At 67.4% G+C, this 13,176-nt stretch carries 16 protein-coding genes; 11 read left to right on the top strand and 5 right to left on the bottom strand.

Annotated features, from left to right (window positions below):
* Positions 1-19 precede the first annotated feature (19 nt).
* Positions 20-547 (bottom strand): inorganic diphosphatase, encoded by a 528-nt coding sequence (gene ppa, locus BJI67_RS04365; RefSeq protein ID WP_070071996.1) that lies wholly within the window; start codon positions 545-547, stop codon positions 20-22.
* A 182-nt stretch (positions 548-729) separates the two neighbouring features.
* On the opposite strand from ppa, the gene BJI67_RS04360 reads away from it, so the two are divergent.
* From BJI67_RS04360 to BJI67_RS04310, 11 genes are all read left to right on the top strand, one after another.
* Positions 730-1,398: an adenylate kinase gene (locus tag BJI67_RS04360; protein WP_070071995.1), complete on the top strand. Its 669-nt coding sequence runs from the start codon at positions 730-732 to the stop codon at positions 1,396-1,398.
* 42 nt (positions 1,399-1,440) lie between these two features.
* A complete protein-coding gene (locus tag BJI67_RS04355; protein WP_070071994.1) occupies positions 1,441-3,627 on the top strand; it encodes an LPS-assembly protein LptD in 2,187 nt (728 codons plus the stop codon).
* Positions 3,611-4,981: a peptidylprolyl isomerase gene (locus tag BJI67_RS04350; protein WP_070071993.1), complete on the top strand. Its 1,371-nt coding sequence runs from the start codon at positions 3,611-3,613 to the stop codon at positions 4,979-4,981. Before BJI67_RS04355 ends, BJI67_RS04350 begins: the two co-directional genes overlap by 17 nt.
* A 5-nt stretch (positions 4,982-4,986) precedes the next feature.
* On the top strand, positions 4,987-5,979 hold the full coding sequence (pdxA, locus tag BJI67_RS04345; RefSeq protein WP_070071992.1) for a 4-hydroxythreonine-4-phosphate dehydrogenase PdxA: 993 nt from the start codon (positions 4,987-4,989) through the stop codon (positions 5,977-5,979).
* A complete protein-coding gene (gene rsmA, locus BJI67_RS04340) occupies positions 5,976-6,773 on the top strand; it encodes a 16S rRNA (adenine(1518)-N(6)/adenine(1519)-N(6))-dimethyltransferase RsmA (protein WP_070071991.1) in 798 nt (265 codons plus the stop codon). Before pdxA ends, rsmA begins: the two co-directional genes overlap by 4 nt.
* Positions 6,774-6,883: 110 nt before the next feature.
* A complete protein-coding gene (gene tal, locus BJI67_RS04335; RefSeq protein WP_070071990.1) occupies positions 6,884-8,014 on the top strand; it encodes a transaldolase in 1,131 nt (376 codons plus the stop codon).
* Positions 8,011-8,742 (top strand): 6-phosphogluconolactonase, encoded by a 732-nt coding sequence (pgl, locus tag BJI67_RS04330; protein ID WP_070071989.1) that lies wholly within the window; start codon positions 8,011-8,013, stop codon positions 8,740-8,742. Before tal ends, pgl begins: the two co-directional genes overlap by 4 nt.
* Positions 8,739-9,752, top strand: coding sequence for a glucokinase (gene glk / locus BJI67_RS04325; RefSeq protein ID WP_070071988.1), 1,014 nt, complete (start codon positions 8,739-8,741; stop codon positions 9,750-9,752). Before pgl ends, glk begins: the two co-directional genes overlap by 4 nt.
* 7 nt (positions 9,753-9,759) lie before the next feature.
* Positions 9,760-10,143: a Co2+/Mg2+ efflux protein ApaG gene (gene apaG / locus BJI67_RS04320; RefSeq protein WP_070071987.1), complete on the top strand. Its 384-nt coding sequence runs from the start codon at positions 9,760-9,762 to the stop codon at positions 10,141-10,143.
* A gap of 5 nt (positions 10,144-10,148) precedes the next feature.
* Positions 10,149-10,748 carry a class I SAM-dependent methyltransferase gene (locus tag BJI67_RS04315; protein ID WP_070071986.1) on the top strand — a complete coding sequence of 200 codons (600 nt, stop codon included), beginning with the start codon at positions 10,149-10,151 and terminating at the stop codon, positions 10,746-10,748.
* 180 nt (positions 10,749-10,928) lie between these two features.
* Complete coding sequence (locus tag BJI67_RS04310) at positions 10,929-11,771, top strand: symmetrical bis(5'-nucleosyl)-tetraphosphatase (protein ID WP_070071985.1); 843 nt, start codon at positions 10,929-10,931, stop codon at positions 11,769-11,771.
* Between the two features lie 30 nt (positions 11,772-11,801).
* Here the strand turns inward: BJI67_RS04310 and BJI67_RS04305 are convergent, their stop codons facing one another.
* The 4 genes from BJI67_RS04305 to BJI67_RS04290 form a co-directional block, all read right to left on the bottom strand.
* Positions 11,802-11,996: a 4Fe-4S binding protein gene (locus BJI67_RS04305; RefSeq protein WP_070071984.1), complete on the bottom strand. Its 195-nt coding sequence runs from the start codon at positions 11,994-11,996 to the stop codon at positions 11,802-11,804.
* Positions 11,997-12,165: 169 nt separating this feature from the next.
* Positions 12,166-12,642: a hypothetical protein gene (locus BJI67_RS04300; protein WP_083250626.1), complete on the bottom strand. Its 477-nt coding sequence runs from the start codon at positions 12,640-12,642 to the stop codon at positions 12,166-12,168.
* Positions 12,639-12,953, bottom strand: a complete 315-nt coding sequence (fdxB, locus tag BJI67_RS04295) for a ferredoxin III, nif-specific (RefSeq protein WP_070071983.1) — start codon at positions 12,951-12,953, stop codon at positions 12,639-12,641. The genes BJI67_RS04300 and fdxB overlap by 4 nt, the downstream gene beginning before the upstream one ends.
* Positions 12,950-13,174: a CCE_0567 family metalloprotein gene (locus BJI67_RS04290; RefSeq protein ID WP_070071982.1), complete on the bottom strand. Its 225-nt coding sequence runs from the start codon at positions 13,172-13,174 to the stop codon at positions 12,950-12,952. The genes fdxB and BJI67_RS04290 overlap by 4 nt, the downstream gene beginning before the upstream one ends.
* Positions 13,175-13,176 lie beyond the last annotated feature (2 nt).

Raw genomic sequence — 13,176 nt, 5'->3', positions numbered from 1 at the left:
CCCCCGGCTCACGCCCGCCTCAGCCCTGGGCGCGCGCGGCGCTGGCGAGAATCTCGGCGCGTGCCGCATCGATACCCTCGATGCCGTCCACCTTGACCCACTTGCCGGCCTCTAGGGCCTTGTACTGTTCAAAGAAGTGCCGGATCTGGCCGAGCAGGAATTCGGGCAGGTCCTCGGGTGACTTGACGTGCGCGTAGCCGGGATAGAGCTTGTTCACCGGTACCGCGATGATCTTCGCATCCGGGCCCTTCTCGTCGGTCATCTGCAGCATGCCCACAGGTCGGCAGCGGATCACGCTGCCCGCGTACAGCGGAATCGGCGTGACCACGAGCACGTCCACCGGGTCGCCGTCCTCGGACAGGGTGTGCGGCACGAAACCGTAATTGCACGGATAGACCATCGACGTGCCCATGAAGCGGTCGACCATCAGCGCGCCGCTGTCCTTGTCGAGTTCGTATTTGACCGGCGGCGCGAGCGCGGGGATTTCGATGACCACGTTGAAGTCGTCGGGCAAGGCCTCTCCGGCCGGCAGCTTGGCGAGATTCATGATTGTCCTCAAGGCAAGGGGTGACGAATGACGGGGATTGGCCAAAGCGGCGTCCGTGGCGCCCGCCGCAGCCGCTCCCCACGACTCGGCGCATTATACTCCCCGCCGCTTGCTTGCGCGCCCTGCGGCCAGCCGGTATAAGTTGCGCCCACCATCCACGATTGAAACGGCAGAGGCGCGACATGAGGATCGTACTCCTGGGGGCTCCCGGATCCGGCAAGGGCACGCAGGGCCAGAGGCTGGTCGAGCGCTACAACATCCCGCAGGTTTCGACCGGCGACCTGCTGCGCGCCGCCGTACGCGACGGCAGCAAGCTGGGACACGAGGCCAAGGGCTACATGGATGCCGGCCAACTGGTGCCCGACAGCGTCGTGCTGGGCATGATCCGCGAGCGCCTGGCGCGGCCGGATGCGGCCCAGGGCTACATCCTCGACGGCTTCCCGCGCAACCAGACCCAGGCGGTGGCCCTGGACGAAATGCTGGCCGACGCCGACCTGCCGCTCGACCTCGCCCTGCTCATCGACGTCGACATACCGACCCTCAAGCAACGCCTGCTGGGCCGGCTGACTTGCAAGAGCTGCGGCGCGGTGTTCAACAGCTTCACCTCGCCGCCGCGTCGCAGCGGCGTGTGCGACCTGTGCGGCGGCGAGCTGGCGCACCGCGCCGACGACAATGAGGAAACCATCGACAAGCGGCTCGGGGTGTACGAGGCCCAGACCACGCCGCTGATCGAATACTACGCACGCGACAACCGCCTGCGGCGCATCGCTGGCGTCGGCGACGTCGACACCATCTTCGCCGCCATCATCGCCGATATCGACGCCAAGCTGTCCCAGCAGCCGGCCCGCTAGCGCGATGCGGTCCCGGCGTCACGGACACGCCGCAGCGCTCCGGTGCGGCTGAGGCTTCTAGCCGCGGGGTGCGTGGGGGTGCTGCTGGCGCGCGCCGCGGTGGCCGCGGACGTGCCGCCCCCGGGCGAGTGGGATCTCTGCCCGATTGAAACGCCGCCGGCGGTGCCCCGTTACGGCGACAAGCTGATCCACGTCCTCGCCGACCGCGCCTTCCTCGACCCGCGCGGCGTGTCGCGCCTCGAGGGCCACGTCCAGCTGACCCGTGGCGACCAGACCCTGCTCTCCGAGGCCATGGATTTCGACAACGCCACGCAGCTTGCGGTCTCGCCGGGACCCTTGACCCTTGAAACGCCGGACATGCGCCTCACCGGCGCCAGCGGTCAGTACGACCTCGCCAGGCAGACCGGCACCCTCGACCTGGCAAAATACCGCCTGTTCCCGGCGCATGCGCACGGCCAGGCCGCGCGTATCGACCGCCAGGGCCCCGACCAGACCGCCCTCAGGCAGGCGACCTACAGCACCTGCCCGATCGGCCGCCGCGCCTGGCAGCTGTCCGCCAGCGAGGTGCACCTCGACCAGGCCGACGACGAGGGCACCGCGCGCAACGTGCTGATCCGCTTCAAGGGCGTGCCCATTCTCTACACGCCCTACCTGAGTTTCCCGCTCAGCAACCGGCGCAAGTCCGGTCTGCTGCCGCCGATGATCGGCCAGACCACCAACGCCGGATTCCAGTTCCGCCAGCCAATTTACTGGAACATCGCCCCGCAGGCGGATGCGACCTTCATCCCCGAGCTCTTTTCGACTCGCGGCTTCGGCCTCGGCACCCAGCTACGCTATCTGAGCCCGCACAGTCACAGCGAGCTCAATACCGATTACATCCCCTACGACCGCCAGTTCGGCGGTGCCCGCTACCTGTTCTCGTTCCGCCAGCAGGCCAATCCCGTGCCGCGGGTGTCGACCTACATCGACTACAACCGCGTGTCGGATCCCAATTATTTCAACGACTTCGGCACCACCCTGCAGAATGTCGATACCACGTTCCTCGGCCAGGGCGCCGGCGCGAGCTATGGTGGCGAGGACTGGTCGTTGTCGGCCTTCGCGCAACGCTATCAGGTTCTGGACCCGTCGCTACCTGCATCCGCTGAACCCTATGCCATCCTGCCGCAGGTCAATCTCGACGCCCATCTGCCCTACGCGCCGGACCGTCTGCAGTTCAGCGTGCAGACCCAGTGGGCGCGCTTCACGCGCCAGAACAGCGTCATCGGCAACCGCCTGGACGTCATGCCCAGCCTGCGCCTGCCGCTGAGCGGGCCGGCCTGGTTCCTCACCCCCAAGCTGGCCTACCGTTATACCGCCTACCAGCTGCAGAACCAGGTTCCCGGTGAACCCACCACACCGAGTCGCAGCCTGCCGATTGCGAGCCTCGACAGCGGGTTGTACTTCGAACGCAACGCCGGCGCGCGCACCCTGCAGATCCTCGAACCCCGCCTGTTCTATCTCTATGTGCCCTACCGCGACCAGCAGGCGCTGCCGGTCTTCGACACCACCGTCTTCCCGCTGACCTTCAGCCAGTTGTTCGCAGACAACCGTTTTGTCGGTGCCGACCGCGTGAGCAATGCCGACCAGCTCACCGCAGCCGTCACCACGCGCTTTGTCGACACCGACACCGGCCGGCAGCTGATGAGCGCCAGCCTCGGACAGATCTTCTACTTCCAGCCTCAACAGGTGGCTCTGCCCGGGCAGACGCTGGACACCGCCAAGCGCTCGGACTACGTCAGCCAGCTCAACGTCGCCATCGCCCGCCACTGGTGGACCACCGCCGGCATCAATCTGAACCCGACTACGCATCAGGTCGATACCGGCAGCCTGGTCGCGCAATACCGCCTGACGCAGAACCAACTGGTCAACGTCGGCTATCAGTATTACCGTGGCCAGTACGATCAGGTCAGTCTGTCTCTGGCCTGGCCGCTGAGTCGGCACTGGCAGTTGGCCGGCAGCTGGAGCTACTCCCCGCAGACCCGGCAGATGCTGCAAACATTCGCCGGTTTGCAGTACGACAGCTGCTGCTGGGCGTTCCGTCTGCTCGCCCAGCGCTACCTCACCACCCTCAACGGCAGTTACAATGAGGGCATTTCCTTCGAACTCGTCCTCAAGGGGCTGGGTAATCTCGGCTCCCCGATCGGCACTTATCTACAACGGACCATTCCTGACTATGTACCGCTTGCCTGAAGCATTTCCCCGCCTTTTCGCCGCACTGTTCACCCTCGCCACCGCCTTCGCGCTGATCGCCGCGCCGGTCGTGCAGGCTGCCGATAGCGCCACAACGCCTCAACTCATCGACCGCATCGTCGCGGTGGTCAACGACGGCGTCATCACCCAGCGCCAATTGGATCTGAAAACCGCGGAGGTCAGCCAGCAGCTACAAGCGGCAGGCAACTCGCTGCCCGGCCGGGAGACCTTGGAACATCAGGTTCTCAACCGCATGATCATCGACAAGCTGCAGCTGGAAACGGCCAAGCGAATGGGTATCCATATCGATGACATGACCCTGAACGACACCCTGAACACGATCGCAGGCAACAACAACCTGACACTCAAGCAATTGCACGAGCGCGTGGTCGCCAGCGGCCAGCCGTGGCCGCAGTTCGTTGCCAGCATCCGCGACCGACTCACCATCCAGAAGCTGGAGCAGCGCGAGGTCAACGACCGGGTACACATCACCCACCAGGAGGTGCGCGACTTCCTGGCGCAGCATGCCAACCAGATCGACCCCGGCGTCGACTACCATCTGGCTCAGATCCTGATCCCAATCCCCGGTGCGGCCGACCCCAAGCAGGTCGAGCATGCGCTGAACAAGGCGGAGACGATCCGCAAGCAGGCCGAGAGCGGAACGCCTTTCAGCAAGCTGGCGATCGCCGATTCGGCGGGTCAGAACGCCCTCAAGGGCGGCGACCTCGGCTGGATGACCGCCGATCAGATGCCGACCTATTTCGTGCACACGGTCAACGTCCTGCGCGTGGGTGAAGTCAGCCGACCAATCCGCAGCCCGAGCGGCTACCATCTCGTCAAGCTGCTGGGCACACGCGGCGGCAAGCAGGAGAAGGTCACCGAGTACAAGGTCCGCCAGATCCTGCTAACCCCCAACGCCACCCTGAGCAGTGCGGCGGCCAAAGCCAAGCTCGAGCGCCTGCGCCATGAAATCAAGAACGGCGCCAGCTTCGCCAAGCTCGCTCAGGCCAACTCCATGGACCCTGGCAGCGCGGCCGACGGCGGCGATCTCGGCTGGCTCAACCCGGCGCAACTCGTGCCCGAGTTCACCAAGGTCATGGTAACGCTCAAGGTGGGCCAGCTTAGTCAACCCTTTCACTCGCCCTTCGGCTGGCATCTGATTCAGGTCATGGGCAAGCGTGAGGTGGACAACAGCGAACAGATGGTGCGCGCGCAGGCGCGAAATATCCTGTTCCAGCGCAAGCGCGCCGAAGCGCTGAACATCTGGCTGCGCCGTCTGCGCGACGAGGCCTACGTCGACATCCGCCTGCCCGGCGCGGCTGCGGACAAAACCCCGGGCGCGGCCGCTTCCTGACGCACGTGAACGCCGCGCCAATCGCGATCACGCCCGGGGAACCGGCTGGCATCGGTCCCGACATCGTCGTCCAGCTCGCGTGCGAGCGACCCGCGGACGAGTGGGTCGCGGTCGCCGATCCCGGGCTGCTGACACGCCGAGCCGAACGGCTCGGCATTGCGCTCGACATCCAGTCAGTCGACCCCGACGCGCCGCTCCCACCCGCACGCCAGGGCGCGCTGCGCGTGCTGCCGGTGCCCCTGCGCCGAACTGAAACGCCAGGACGGCTCGACACCGCCAACGCCGAATACGTGCTCGACACCCTGCGCGTGGCGACCGACGGCTGTCTGCGCGGCGAGTTCGCCGCCCTGGTCACAGGCCCCGTGCACAAGGGCGTGATCAACGATGCCGGCGTGCCGTTCAGCGGGCACACCGAATTCCTCGCCGAACGCTGCGGCGGCGCACACCCGGTGATGCTGCTGGCCGCCGGAAGCCTGCGCGTCGCGCTCGTCACCACCCATCTGCCGCTTGCCCAGATCAGCGCTGCGATCACCGCCGAACGCCTGAACCGCGTGCTGCACATCCTCGACGCCGACCTGCGCGTGCGCTTCGGCATCGCTCATCCGCGCATCCTGGTCTGCGGTCTCAACCCCCACGCCGGCGAAGGCGGGCACCTGGGGCGCGAGGAAATTGAGACCATCGCCCCGACCCTGGAAGCGCTGCGCAGCAGGGGCATGCGGCTCGTCGGCCCCTTGCCCGCCGACACCCTGTTCACCCCACGCCATCTGGAACACGCCGATGCGGTACTCGTGATGTACCACGACCAGGGCCTGCCGGTACTCAAGTACGCCGGCTTCGGCCGGGCCGTGAACATCACTCTGGGCCTGCCCATCGTGCGCACCTCGGTCGATCACGGCACCGCCCTCGATCTGGCCTGCAGCGGACGCGCGGAAACCGGCAGCCTGGCCGCTGCCATCGAACTCGCGCTCGAACTCCGCAGGCGGAACGCCGGGCCGTGAGTCACGTCCCGCGCAAGCGCTTCGGTCAGCACTTCCTGCACGACGCCCGTGTCATCGCGCGCATCGCCGATGCGATCGGCCCGCGTGCGGAGGAGGCGCTGGTGGAGATCGGCCCCGGCCAAGGAGCGCTGACCACCGCCCTGCTGGCGCGTATCCCGCGGCTCGACGTGGTCGAACTCGACCGCGACCTGGTGCCGCGCCTGCGCACACGCTTCGGCGACCGGCTGCAGGTTCATGAAGCGGACGCCCTGCGCTTCGACTTCGCCGCACTCGCCCCGCCGCAGGGTCTTCGCGTGGTCGGCAACCTGCCCTACAACATCTCGACCCCGCTGATTTTCCACCTGCTCGAAGCCGCCCCGCACATTCGCGACATGACCTTCCTGCTGCAGCTCGAGGTCGTGCAGCGGCTGGCAGCGGCCCCGGACAGCAAATCCTACGGCCGGCTGTCGGTGATGGTGCAATACCGCTGCCGCGCCGAAGCGCTGTTCGAGGTCGGTCCCGGGGCCTTCACCCCGCCACCGAAGGTCGACTCCGCACTCGTGCGGCTCACCCCCTGGCCAGAGCTGCCGCATCCCGCTGCCGACGAGGCGCTGTTCGCGCGCATCGTCGCGCAGGCCTTTGCCCAGCGCCGCAAGACCCTGGGCCGTGCGCTGCGCGGACTGGCCAACGAGGAAAGCTTCGCGCAGGCGGGCATCGACCCCGTGCGCCGTGCCGAAACGCTCGCGGTCGCCGAATTCGTGCGTCTTGCCGACGCGGCGCGAACTCCGGCCGCCGCCACGGGTCATAATCCCTAGAAATACTAAGGGCCGGCAAACGCTGACCCGGCCCGGTCGGCCATGTATCGACCGGATACACCCAAGGGACTGCTAGACTTGCAGCCACCACCAAAAGGGAGACTCGCAGCATGCCGAATCCCACCCCCCTGCATACCCTCGCCACTGAGCGCGGGCAGAGCATCTGGCTTGACTACATCAGCCGCGACCTGATGACCTCCGGGGACCTGCACCGCATGGTCACGCGCGAGGGTCTGCGCGGCATGACCTCTAACCCGTCCATCTTCGACAAGGCCATTTCCGCGGGCCATATCTACGACGATGCCTTGCTCGCGGAATACCGCCGCGACCCGGAGCAAACGCCGCAGGAACTTTTCTTCAGCCTGGCGGTGGACGACATCTGCGACGCCGCCGACCATTTCGCCGAGGTCTACCGCGACAACGCCCGACACGACGGTTTCGTCAGCCTGGAGGTCTCCCCCGATATCGCCGACGACACCGATGCCACGGTCAACGAGGCGCAGGCACTGCATGCCCGGGTCAACCGCGCCAATCTGATGATCAAGGTACCGGCCACCCGTGCGGGACTACAGGCGATCCGGCATCTCACCGAGGCTGGCATCAGCGTGAACGTCACCCTGCTGTTTTCCGTGCAGCGCTACGTCGACGTGGTCGAGGCCTATCTCGACGGCCTGGAGGCGCGGCTTGCCGAGGGCCTGCCGCTCGACGGCATCAGCTCGGTCGCGAGCTTCTTCATCAGTCGGGTGGATACCCTGCTCGACGGCGAACTCGCTGCCCTCTCCGACCCGGCCGCAAACAGCCTGCTCGGACGCTGCGCCATCGCCAACGCGCAGCTCGCCTATGCCCACTTCATGGACATCGTCGCCAGCCCGCGCTGGCAGGCGCTGGCCGCGGCCGGGGCCAACCCGCAGCGCCTGCTGTGGGCCAGCACCAGCACCAAGAACCCGGACTACCCGCCGCTGCTCTATGTGGACGGACTGATCGGCGCGCAGACGGTAAACACGCTGCCGCCTGCCACCTACGAAGCATTTCTGAAACGCGGCGAGGTGCCGCCTGCCGCACTACCGGGCGACGTCGAAGCCGCACGTGCCGACATCGCGAGCCTGGGCGAGCTCGGCATCGATTTGGAAGCGGCCACCGACCGCCTGGAACGCGACGGCGTAGCCGCCTTCGCCGACGCCTTCCACCACCTGCTCGCCACCATCGAGGAGCGGCTCGAACACATCAAGGCCGAAGCATGAAATCCAACGGCGACTGCCATGTTCTGCCCGACGCGGAACAACTTTACGTCACGGTGACGGAACACCTGCTGCATCTGGCCGACGCGGCCATCGCCGCGCGCGGGCGCTTTCATCTCGCCCTCGCCGGCGGCAACACCCCGCGGCGACTATACGAACGCCTGGCGGCCCTGGATTCCGCAGACTGGGACCGCTGGGAAATCTGGTTCGGCGACGAACGCTGCGTGCCACCGGACCATCCCGACAGCAACTACCGCATGGCGCGCGAGACCCTGCTGGAACATGTCGCCATCCCGCCCGAGCAGGTGCACCCGATCATCCCGCACGCGCGCTTCGAGCCCGAGGCAGCCGCGGCCGACTACGCCGACACAATGAGTGCGCACCTGCCGCTGCGTGCCGGCTGGCCGATCCTCGACGTGGTGCTGCTCGGGCTGGGACCGGACGGGCACACCGCCTCGCTGTTCCCTGGCACAGGCATTCTCGACGTGCAGGACACGCCGGTGGCCGCGGCCTACGTGCCGCGCCTCGGCGCCTGGCGCATCTCGCTGACCCTGCCCGCACTGGCGCACGCACGCCAGCTGATCTTCGTCGCCGAAGGCGCCGGCAAGAGCGAGATTCTCACGCGACTGCTGCGCGGCCCGGCCGCCGGCGAGTCTCCGCTGCCCGCGGAACGCGTCTCCAATCCGCACACCGAGTGGTACCTCGACGCCGCGGCCAGGGGCAGCGCATGAAGCTGCTGGCAGGCGACATCGGCGGCACCAAGACGCTGCTCCGGCTCAGCGAAACCGGCCCGGATCGCCACATGGCCACGCTCCACGAGGCGCGCTACCCCAGCGCCGAGCACGCCGATCTCGCGCCCATCGTGCGCGACTTTCTCGCCCGCGCACCGGATGGGCCGCACAGCATGGCGGCGGCCTGCTTCGCCCTCGCCGGCCCCGTGCAGGACTCCGGCGGCGGCCAGCGCGCACGCCTGACCAACCTGCCCTGGCAACTCGACAGCCATCAGCTCGAACGCGCGCTCGAAATTCCGCGCATCCGCCTGATCAACGATTTTGCTGGTGTCGGCTACAGTATCGGCGCGCTGCCACCCGCCGCGCTGACCACGCTACAGGCCGGACAGCCCGATCCGACCGCGCCCAGCCTCGTCCTCGGCGCCGGCACGGGACTCGGTGTGTGCACCCTCTGCCCGGTACCGGGCGGCGCACCCCGCCTGCTCGCGGCCGAGGCCGGGCACGCCAACTTCTCGCCGGCCGACGAACAGCAATCCCGCCTCGCCAGCATCGTGCGCGAACGCGAAGGACACTGCACGCGTGAGCACCTGCTCTCCGGTATCGGTCTGCAACGCATCTACGAATTCGTCTGCCAAGAGGCGGGGCAGGAGCCGGCTGCGATCCGCGGCGCCGCCGATCCGCCCGCCGCGATCTCGCAACTGGGTCTGACCGGCGACGACCCGCTGGCTGCAGAGGCGCTGGGACTGTTCGTGCGCATCTATGCCGGGCAGGCCGCCGACCTCGCACTCGCGGTACTCCCCTTCGCCGGCGTCTATCTCGCCGGCGGCATCGCGCCCAAGATCCTCGCACGCCTGCGTGAGCCCGACGTGATCACCGCGTTCACCGATCGCCCGCCGATGCGCGCCCTGCTCGAGGCCATGCCGCTGCGCATAGTGCTCGACCAGGCGGCCGGCCTGACCGGCGCCCTGGAATGTGCACGGCGGCTCGCGGATACATTGGAACAGGTATAATGCGCGCATGACTACGCCCCCCGACTACTCCATCGATGTCGACGTCGAAACCGAATACCTGGCAGGCGAATCCGACCCCGCCGGCAACCGGTTCGTGTTCGCCTACACCATCACCATTCTCAACCGTGGCGCCCATCCCGCGCGCCTGCTAACGCGGCACTGGCTGATCACCGACGCCGACGGCACCGTGCAGGAAGTCCGCGGCCCCGGCGTCGTCGGCGAGCATCCCTATCTGCGCCCCGGCGAGGCCTTCCGTTACACCAGCGGCACACAACTGCCCACCGCCGTCGGCAGCATGCGCGGCAGCTATCAGATGATCGCTGACGACGGCACGCGCTTCGACGCCGAGATCAAGCCCTTCGTCCTCGCCGCCCCGCGCACCCTGCACTGACGCGCATGTCGCTGCGCGGCGCCTACACCCTCTGGGCACCGATCTACGACGGCATCCTCGCGGGGACGCATGCCTGGCGCGCGCATAGCCTGGCCCGACTCGGCACCCAGGGCGAGCGCGACGTCGCCCTGCTCGGCGTCGGCACCGGCCTCGACTTCCCACACCTGCCGCCCGGCAATCGCTATCTCGGCATCGACCTCACCCCGGCCATGCTCGACCGCGCACGCCGCCGTGCCGCCTCGCTCGGTCTCGACGTGACCCTGCGGACCGGCGACGTGCAGCAACTCGATCTACCCGACGCCGGCTTCGATGCCGTGGTCCTGCATCTGATCCTGGCCGTGGTGCCCGATCCGAGCGCCTGCCTGCGCGAGGCCGCGCGCATCGCGCGCCCCGGCGCGCGGCTGCTCGTGCTGGACAAGTTTCTGCGCCCCGGCCAGACCGCGCCGCTGCGCCGCCTGATCAATCCGCTGCTGCGCCGCCTGGCGACGCGCACCGACGTGGTGTTCGAGGACGTGCTCGCCGCCGTACCCGAACTGCGGCTGCTGGACGACACGCCCGTGGCCGCTTCCGGCTGGTTCCGCGAAATCACCCTGGAGCGGGTCTAGGGCCTGGCCACGCGATCGAGCAAGATGCTGTTGTGACTGAAAGCCGCCAATCAGGGCGCGAGGAGTGCAGTTTGGTAATGCCAAATAGACGACGATCAACGCGGAGTGACGGCCTTTCAGCCTCAACCCGGAGGGCCGCGCGCCAGCAGCCGCGCAATCGCGTGGCCAGGCCCTAGCCAAGTGGCCGTCTACGCCGTAGGCGACCTGCAAGGTTGCCTCGATCCGCTGCAACGCCTGCTGGAGCAGATCGCCTTCGACCCGACCGCCGACCGGCTCTGGCTGGTGGGCGATCTGGTGAATCGGGGACCGCAATCGCTCGCCACCCTGCGCTTCGTGCATGGCCTGGGCGAGACCGCGGTCAGCGTGCTCGGCAACCACGACCTGCATCTGCTGGCGGTGGCCGAGACCGGACAGGGATTGCGCAGCGGCGACACGCTGCAGGAAATCCTGGATGCACCCGACGCGGGCGAACTGCTCGACTGGCTGCGCCGGCGTCCCCTGCTCCACCACGATGCCGCGCTCGGCTGGAGCATGGTTCACGCCGGCCTGCCGCCACAGTGGGACCTGGCGCTCGCCCGAACCTGCGCCGCTGAGGTCGAACGCGCTCTACGCGAAACGCCCGCCGCACTGTTCGCCGAGATGTACGGGGATCAGCCAGACCTGTGGAGGGACGCACTGCGCGGGGCCGAACGGCTGCGCTTCTGCCTCAACGCCTTCACCCGGATGCGCTACGTCGACGCCGCGGGCCGTCTGGACCATGACTGCAAGGAGACTCCCGCCAACGCGCCTGCCGGGCTGGTGCCCTGGTTCAGGGCGCCCGGACGGCTCAGCGCAGGCGAGCGTATCGTCTGCGGACACTGGTCAACGCTAGGCCTGGTGGACGAAGACGGCGTGGTCGCACTCGACACCGGCTGCGTGTGGGGCGGGAAGCTGAGCGCGGTGCGTCTGGACGCGCCCGCAAGACCGGTGGTCGCGGTCGACTGCCCGCAGGCGCGCCGACCGCGCGGTGGCCGGCGGGACTAAGGGTGTTGCACCCAGTCCCGCCGCTGCTTCTCAGGCCGGAACGCAGGTATTGGAAACGGGGCAGACGTCCGCGCACTGTGCGGTTTCGAAGAAACCGTCGCACTCCGTGCACAGATCCGGGTTGATGTAGAACATCCCGCGTTTCTCGTAGATGGCTTCGTTGGGACAAACCGGTTCGCACATGCCGCAAACCGTGCATTGTGACTCGATGATCTTGTAGGCCATGACTTTCTCTCCATAGGTAGGCGTTGGCTGCAACGACAGCTCTGCAAATCGGATGCCGCCGACCGAAGCCGGATAACATCCTTAAAATTCAATTAGTTAAAAAAACAGGCCGAGTGAGGTTTCCCGACTCACGCCGACTTTGTCGGATTTGCGACAATCCCCGAAGGCGTCATCCCCCCAGCAGATAGGCGTAGCTCTCGCGCAGCAAATCGAGTTCGATCGGCCGCAGGTCGCGCGCATCGAGCAGGTCGACGAAACGTGCCTCGCGCCGCTCGGCCGCGGCGAAAGGCGGATCGACCTCCGTCACCCGCAGCAGCAGCATCTCGAGCGTGCCGCCATCGGGCAGTTGCACCAGACGGCAGAAGTCGGTTTCCGTGCACAGCGATGCCGCCGGCAGATCCAGCCAGCTAGCTGCCGCCTGCGCACAGGCGGCGGGATGGGCTCGCAGCGGCGCATCCTCCGCTTCGCTCAAGGTAGCTCCCTCCGGCAGAGGCGAAAACAGGGTCGCGCCCCAGGGCAGACGCAAAAAGCGCAGGCGCGCACTGGTGGACTGCTTGTGGCAGACCACTAGACGCACCTTGTCGCTCAGCGAATTTTCGTCAGCCTCGGGCGAAACCCCGTCGCACGGCGCTTCCGCTGCATTCATACCTCCGCCAGCGCGGCGCCGATCTCACCCTCGTCCACCGCCGCATGGCTGTGGCAGTTCTTGGGGCAGACCCGCGCGCAGGCTCCGCAGCCGATACAGTCGAGACGGTCCTCGATCGCCATCACCATGGCGCGATCATCATCGTCGTAATCGTCGTCTTCATCGCCGCCGCGTTCCACCAGGGTGAATACGTTGCGCGGGCAGACCTTGAAGCAGCGGCCGCAACCGATGCATTTCTTCTGGTCCAACGTCTGGATGAACTGCGGCGTCCAGGCTTCGCCGCCGCGCGTGGTGCCGTGTACCAGGCTCATGGGGTTTCCTCCTCGGTCGCCTGCGCCGCTTCCAGCCGCGCCACTGCATCACGCCACGCGATGCAGGCCGCATAGGTGGAATCGGCTATGCCGGGCAGCTCCTCATAGCCGGCCGGCAGGCGGTCCTCCACCAGGTCGTGCAGCTGCGAGGCCCACTCGGTGGCGATGCGCTTGCACTTCTTCACATCCTTTTCGAGGCGTTTGAGCTCCTCGGCATCCATCC

The sequence above is a fragment of the Acidihalobacter aeolianus genome (assembly GCF_001753165.1).
GTDB lineage: Bacteria > Pseudomonadota > Gammaproteobacteria > DSM-5130 > Acidihalobacteraceae > Acidihalobacter > Acidihalobacter aeolianus.
The sequence above is the reverse complement of the archived record's forward strand: the minus strand, read 5'-3'. Positions and strand labels throughout refer to the sequence as shown.

Bases quoted from the DNA above. Each gene is read 5' to 3' on its own strand.
- BJI67_RS04360 (WP_070071995.1), top strand. From the start codon at position 730: ATGAGGATCGTACTCCTGGGGGCTCCCGGATCCGGCAAGGGCACGCAG.
- BJI67_RS04315 (WP_070071986.1), top strand. From the start codon at position 10,149: ATGTCGCTGCGCGGCGCCTACACCCTCTGGGCACCGATCTACGACGGC.
- BJI67_RS04300 (WP_083250626.1), bottom strand. From the start codon at position 12,642: ATGAATGCAGCGGAAGCGCCGTGCGACGGGGTTTCGCCCGAGGCTGAC.
- apaG (WP_070071987.1), top strand. From the start codon at position 9,760: ATGACTACGCCCCCCGACTACTCCATCGATGTCGACGTCGAAACCGAA.
- BJI67_RS04305 (WP_070071984.1), bottom strand. From the start codon at position 11,996: ATGGCCTACAAGATCATCGAGTCACAATGCACGGTTTGCGGCATGTGC.
- fdxB (WP_070071983.1), bottom strand. From the start codon at position 12,953: ATGAGCCTGGTACACGGCACCACGCGCGGCGGCGAAGCCTGGACGCCG.
- BJI67_RS04290 (WP_070071982.1), bottom strand. From the start codon at position 13,174: ATGGATGCCGAGGAGCTCAAACGCCTCGAAAAGGATGTGAAGAAGTGC.
- pgl (WP_070071989.1), top strand. From the start codon at position 8,011: ATGAAATCCAACGGCGACTGCCATGTTCTGCCCGACGCGGAACAACTT.
- ppa (WP_070071996.1), bottom strand. From the start codon at position 547: ATGAATCTCGCCAAGCTGCCGGCCGGAGAGGCCTTGCCCGACGACTTC.
- BJI67_RS04350 (WP_070071993.1), top strand. From the start codon at position 3,611: ATGTACCGCTTGCCTGAAGCATTTCCCCGCCTTTTCGCCGCACTGTTC.
- glk (WP_070071988.1), top strand. From the start codon at position 8,739: ATGAAGCTGCTGGCAGGCGACATCGGCGGCACCAAGACGCTGCTCCGG.
- tal (WP_070071990.1), top strand. From the start codon at position 6,884: ATGCCGAATCCCACCCCCCTGCATACCCTCGCCACTGAGCGCGGGCAG.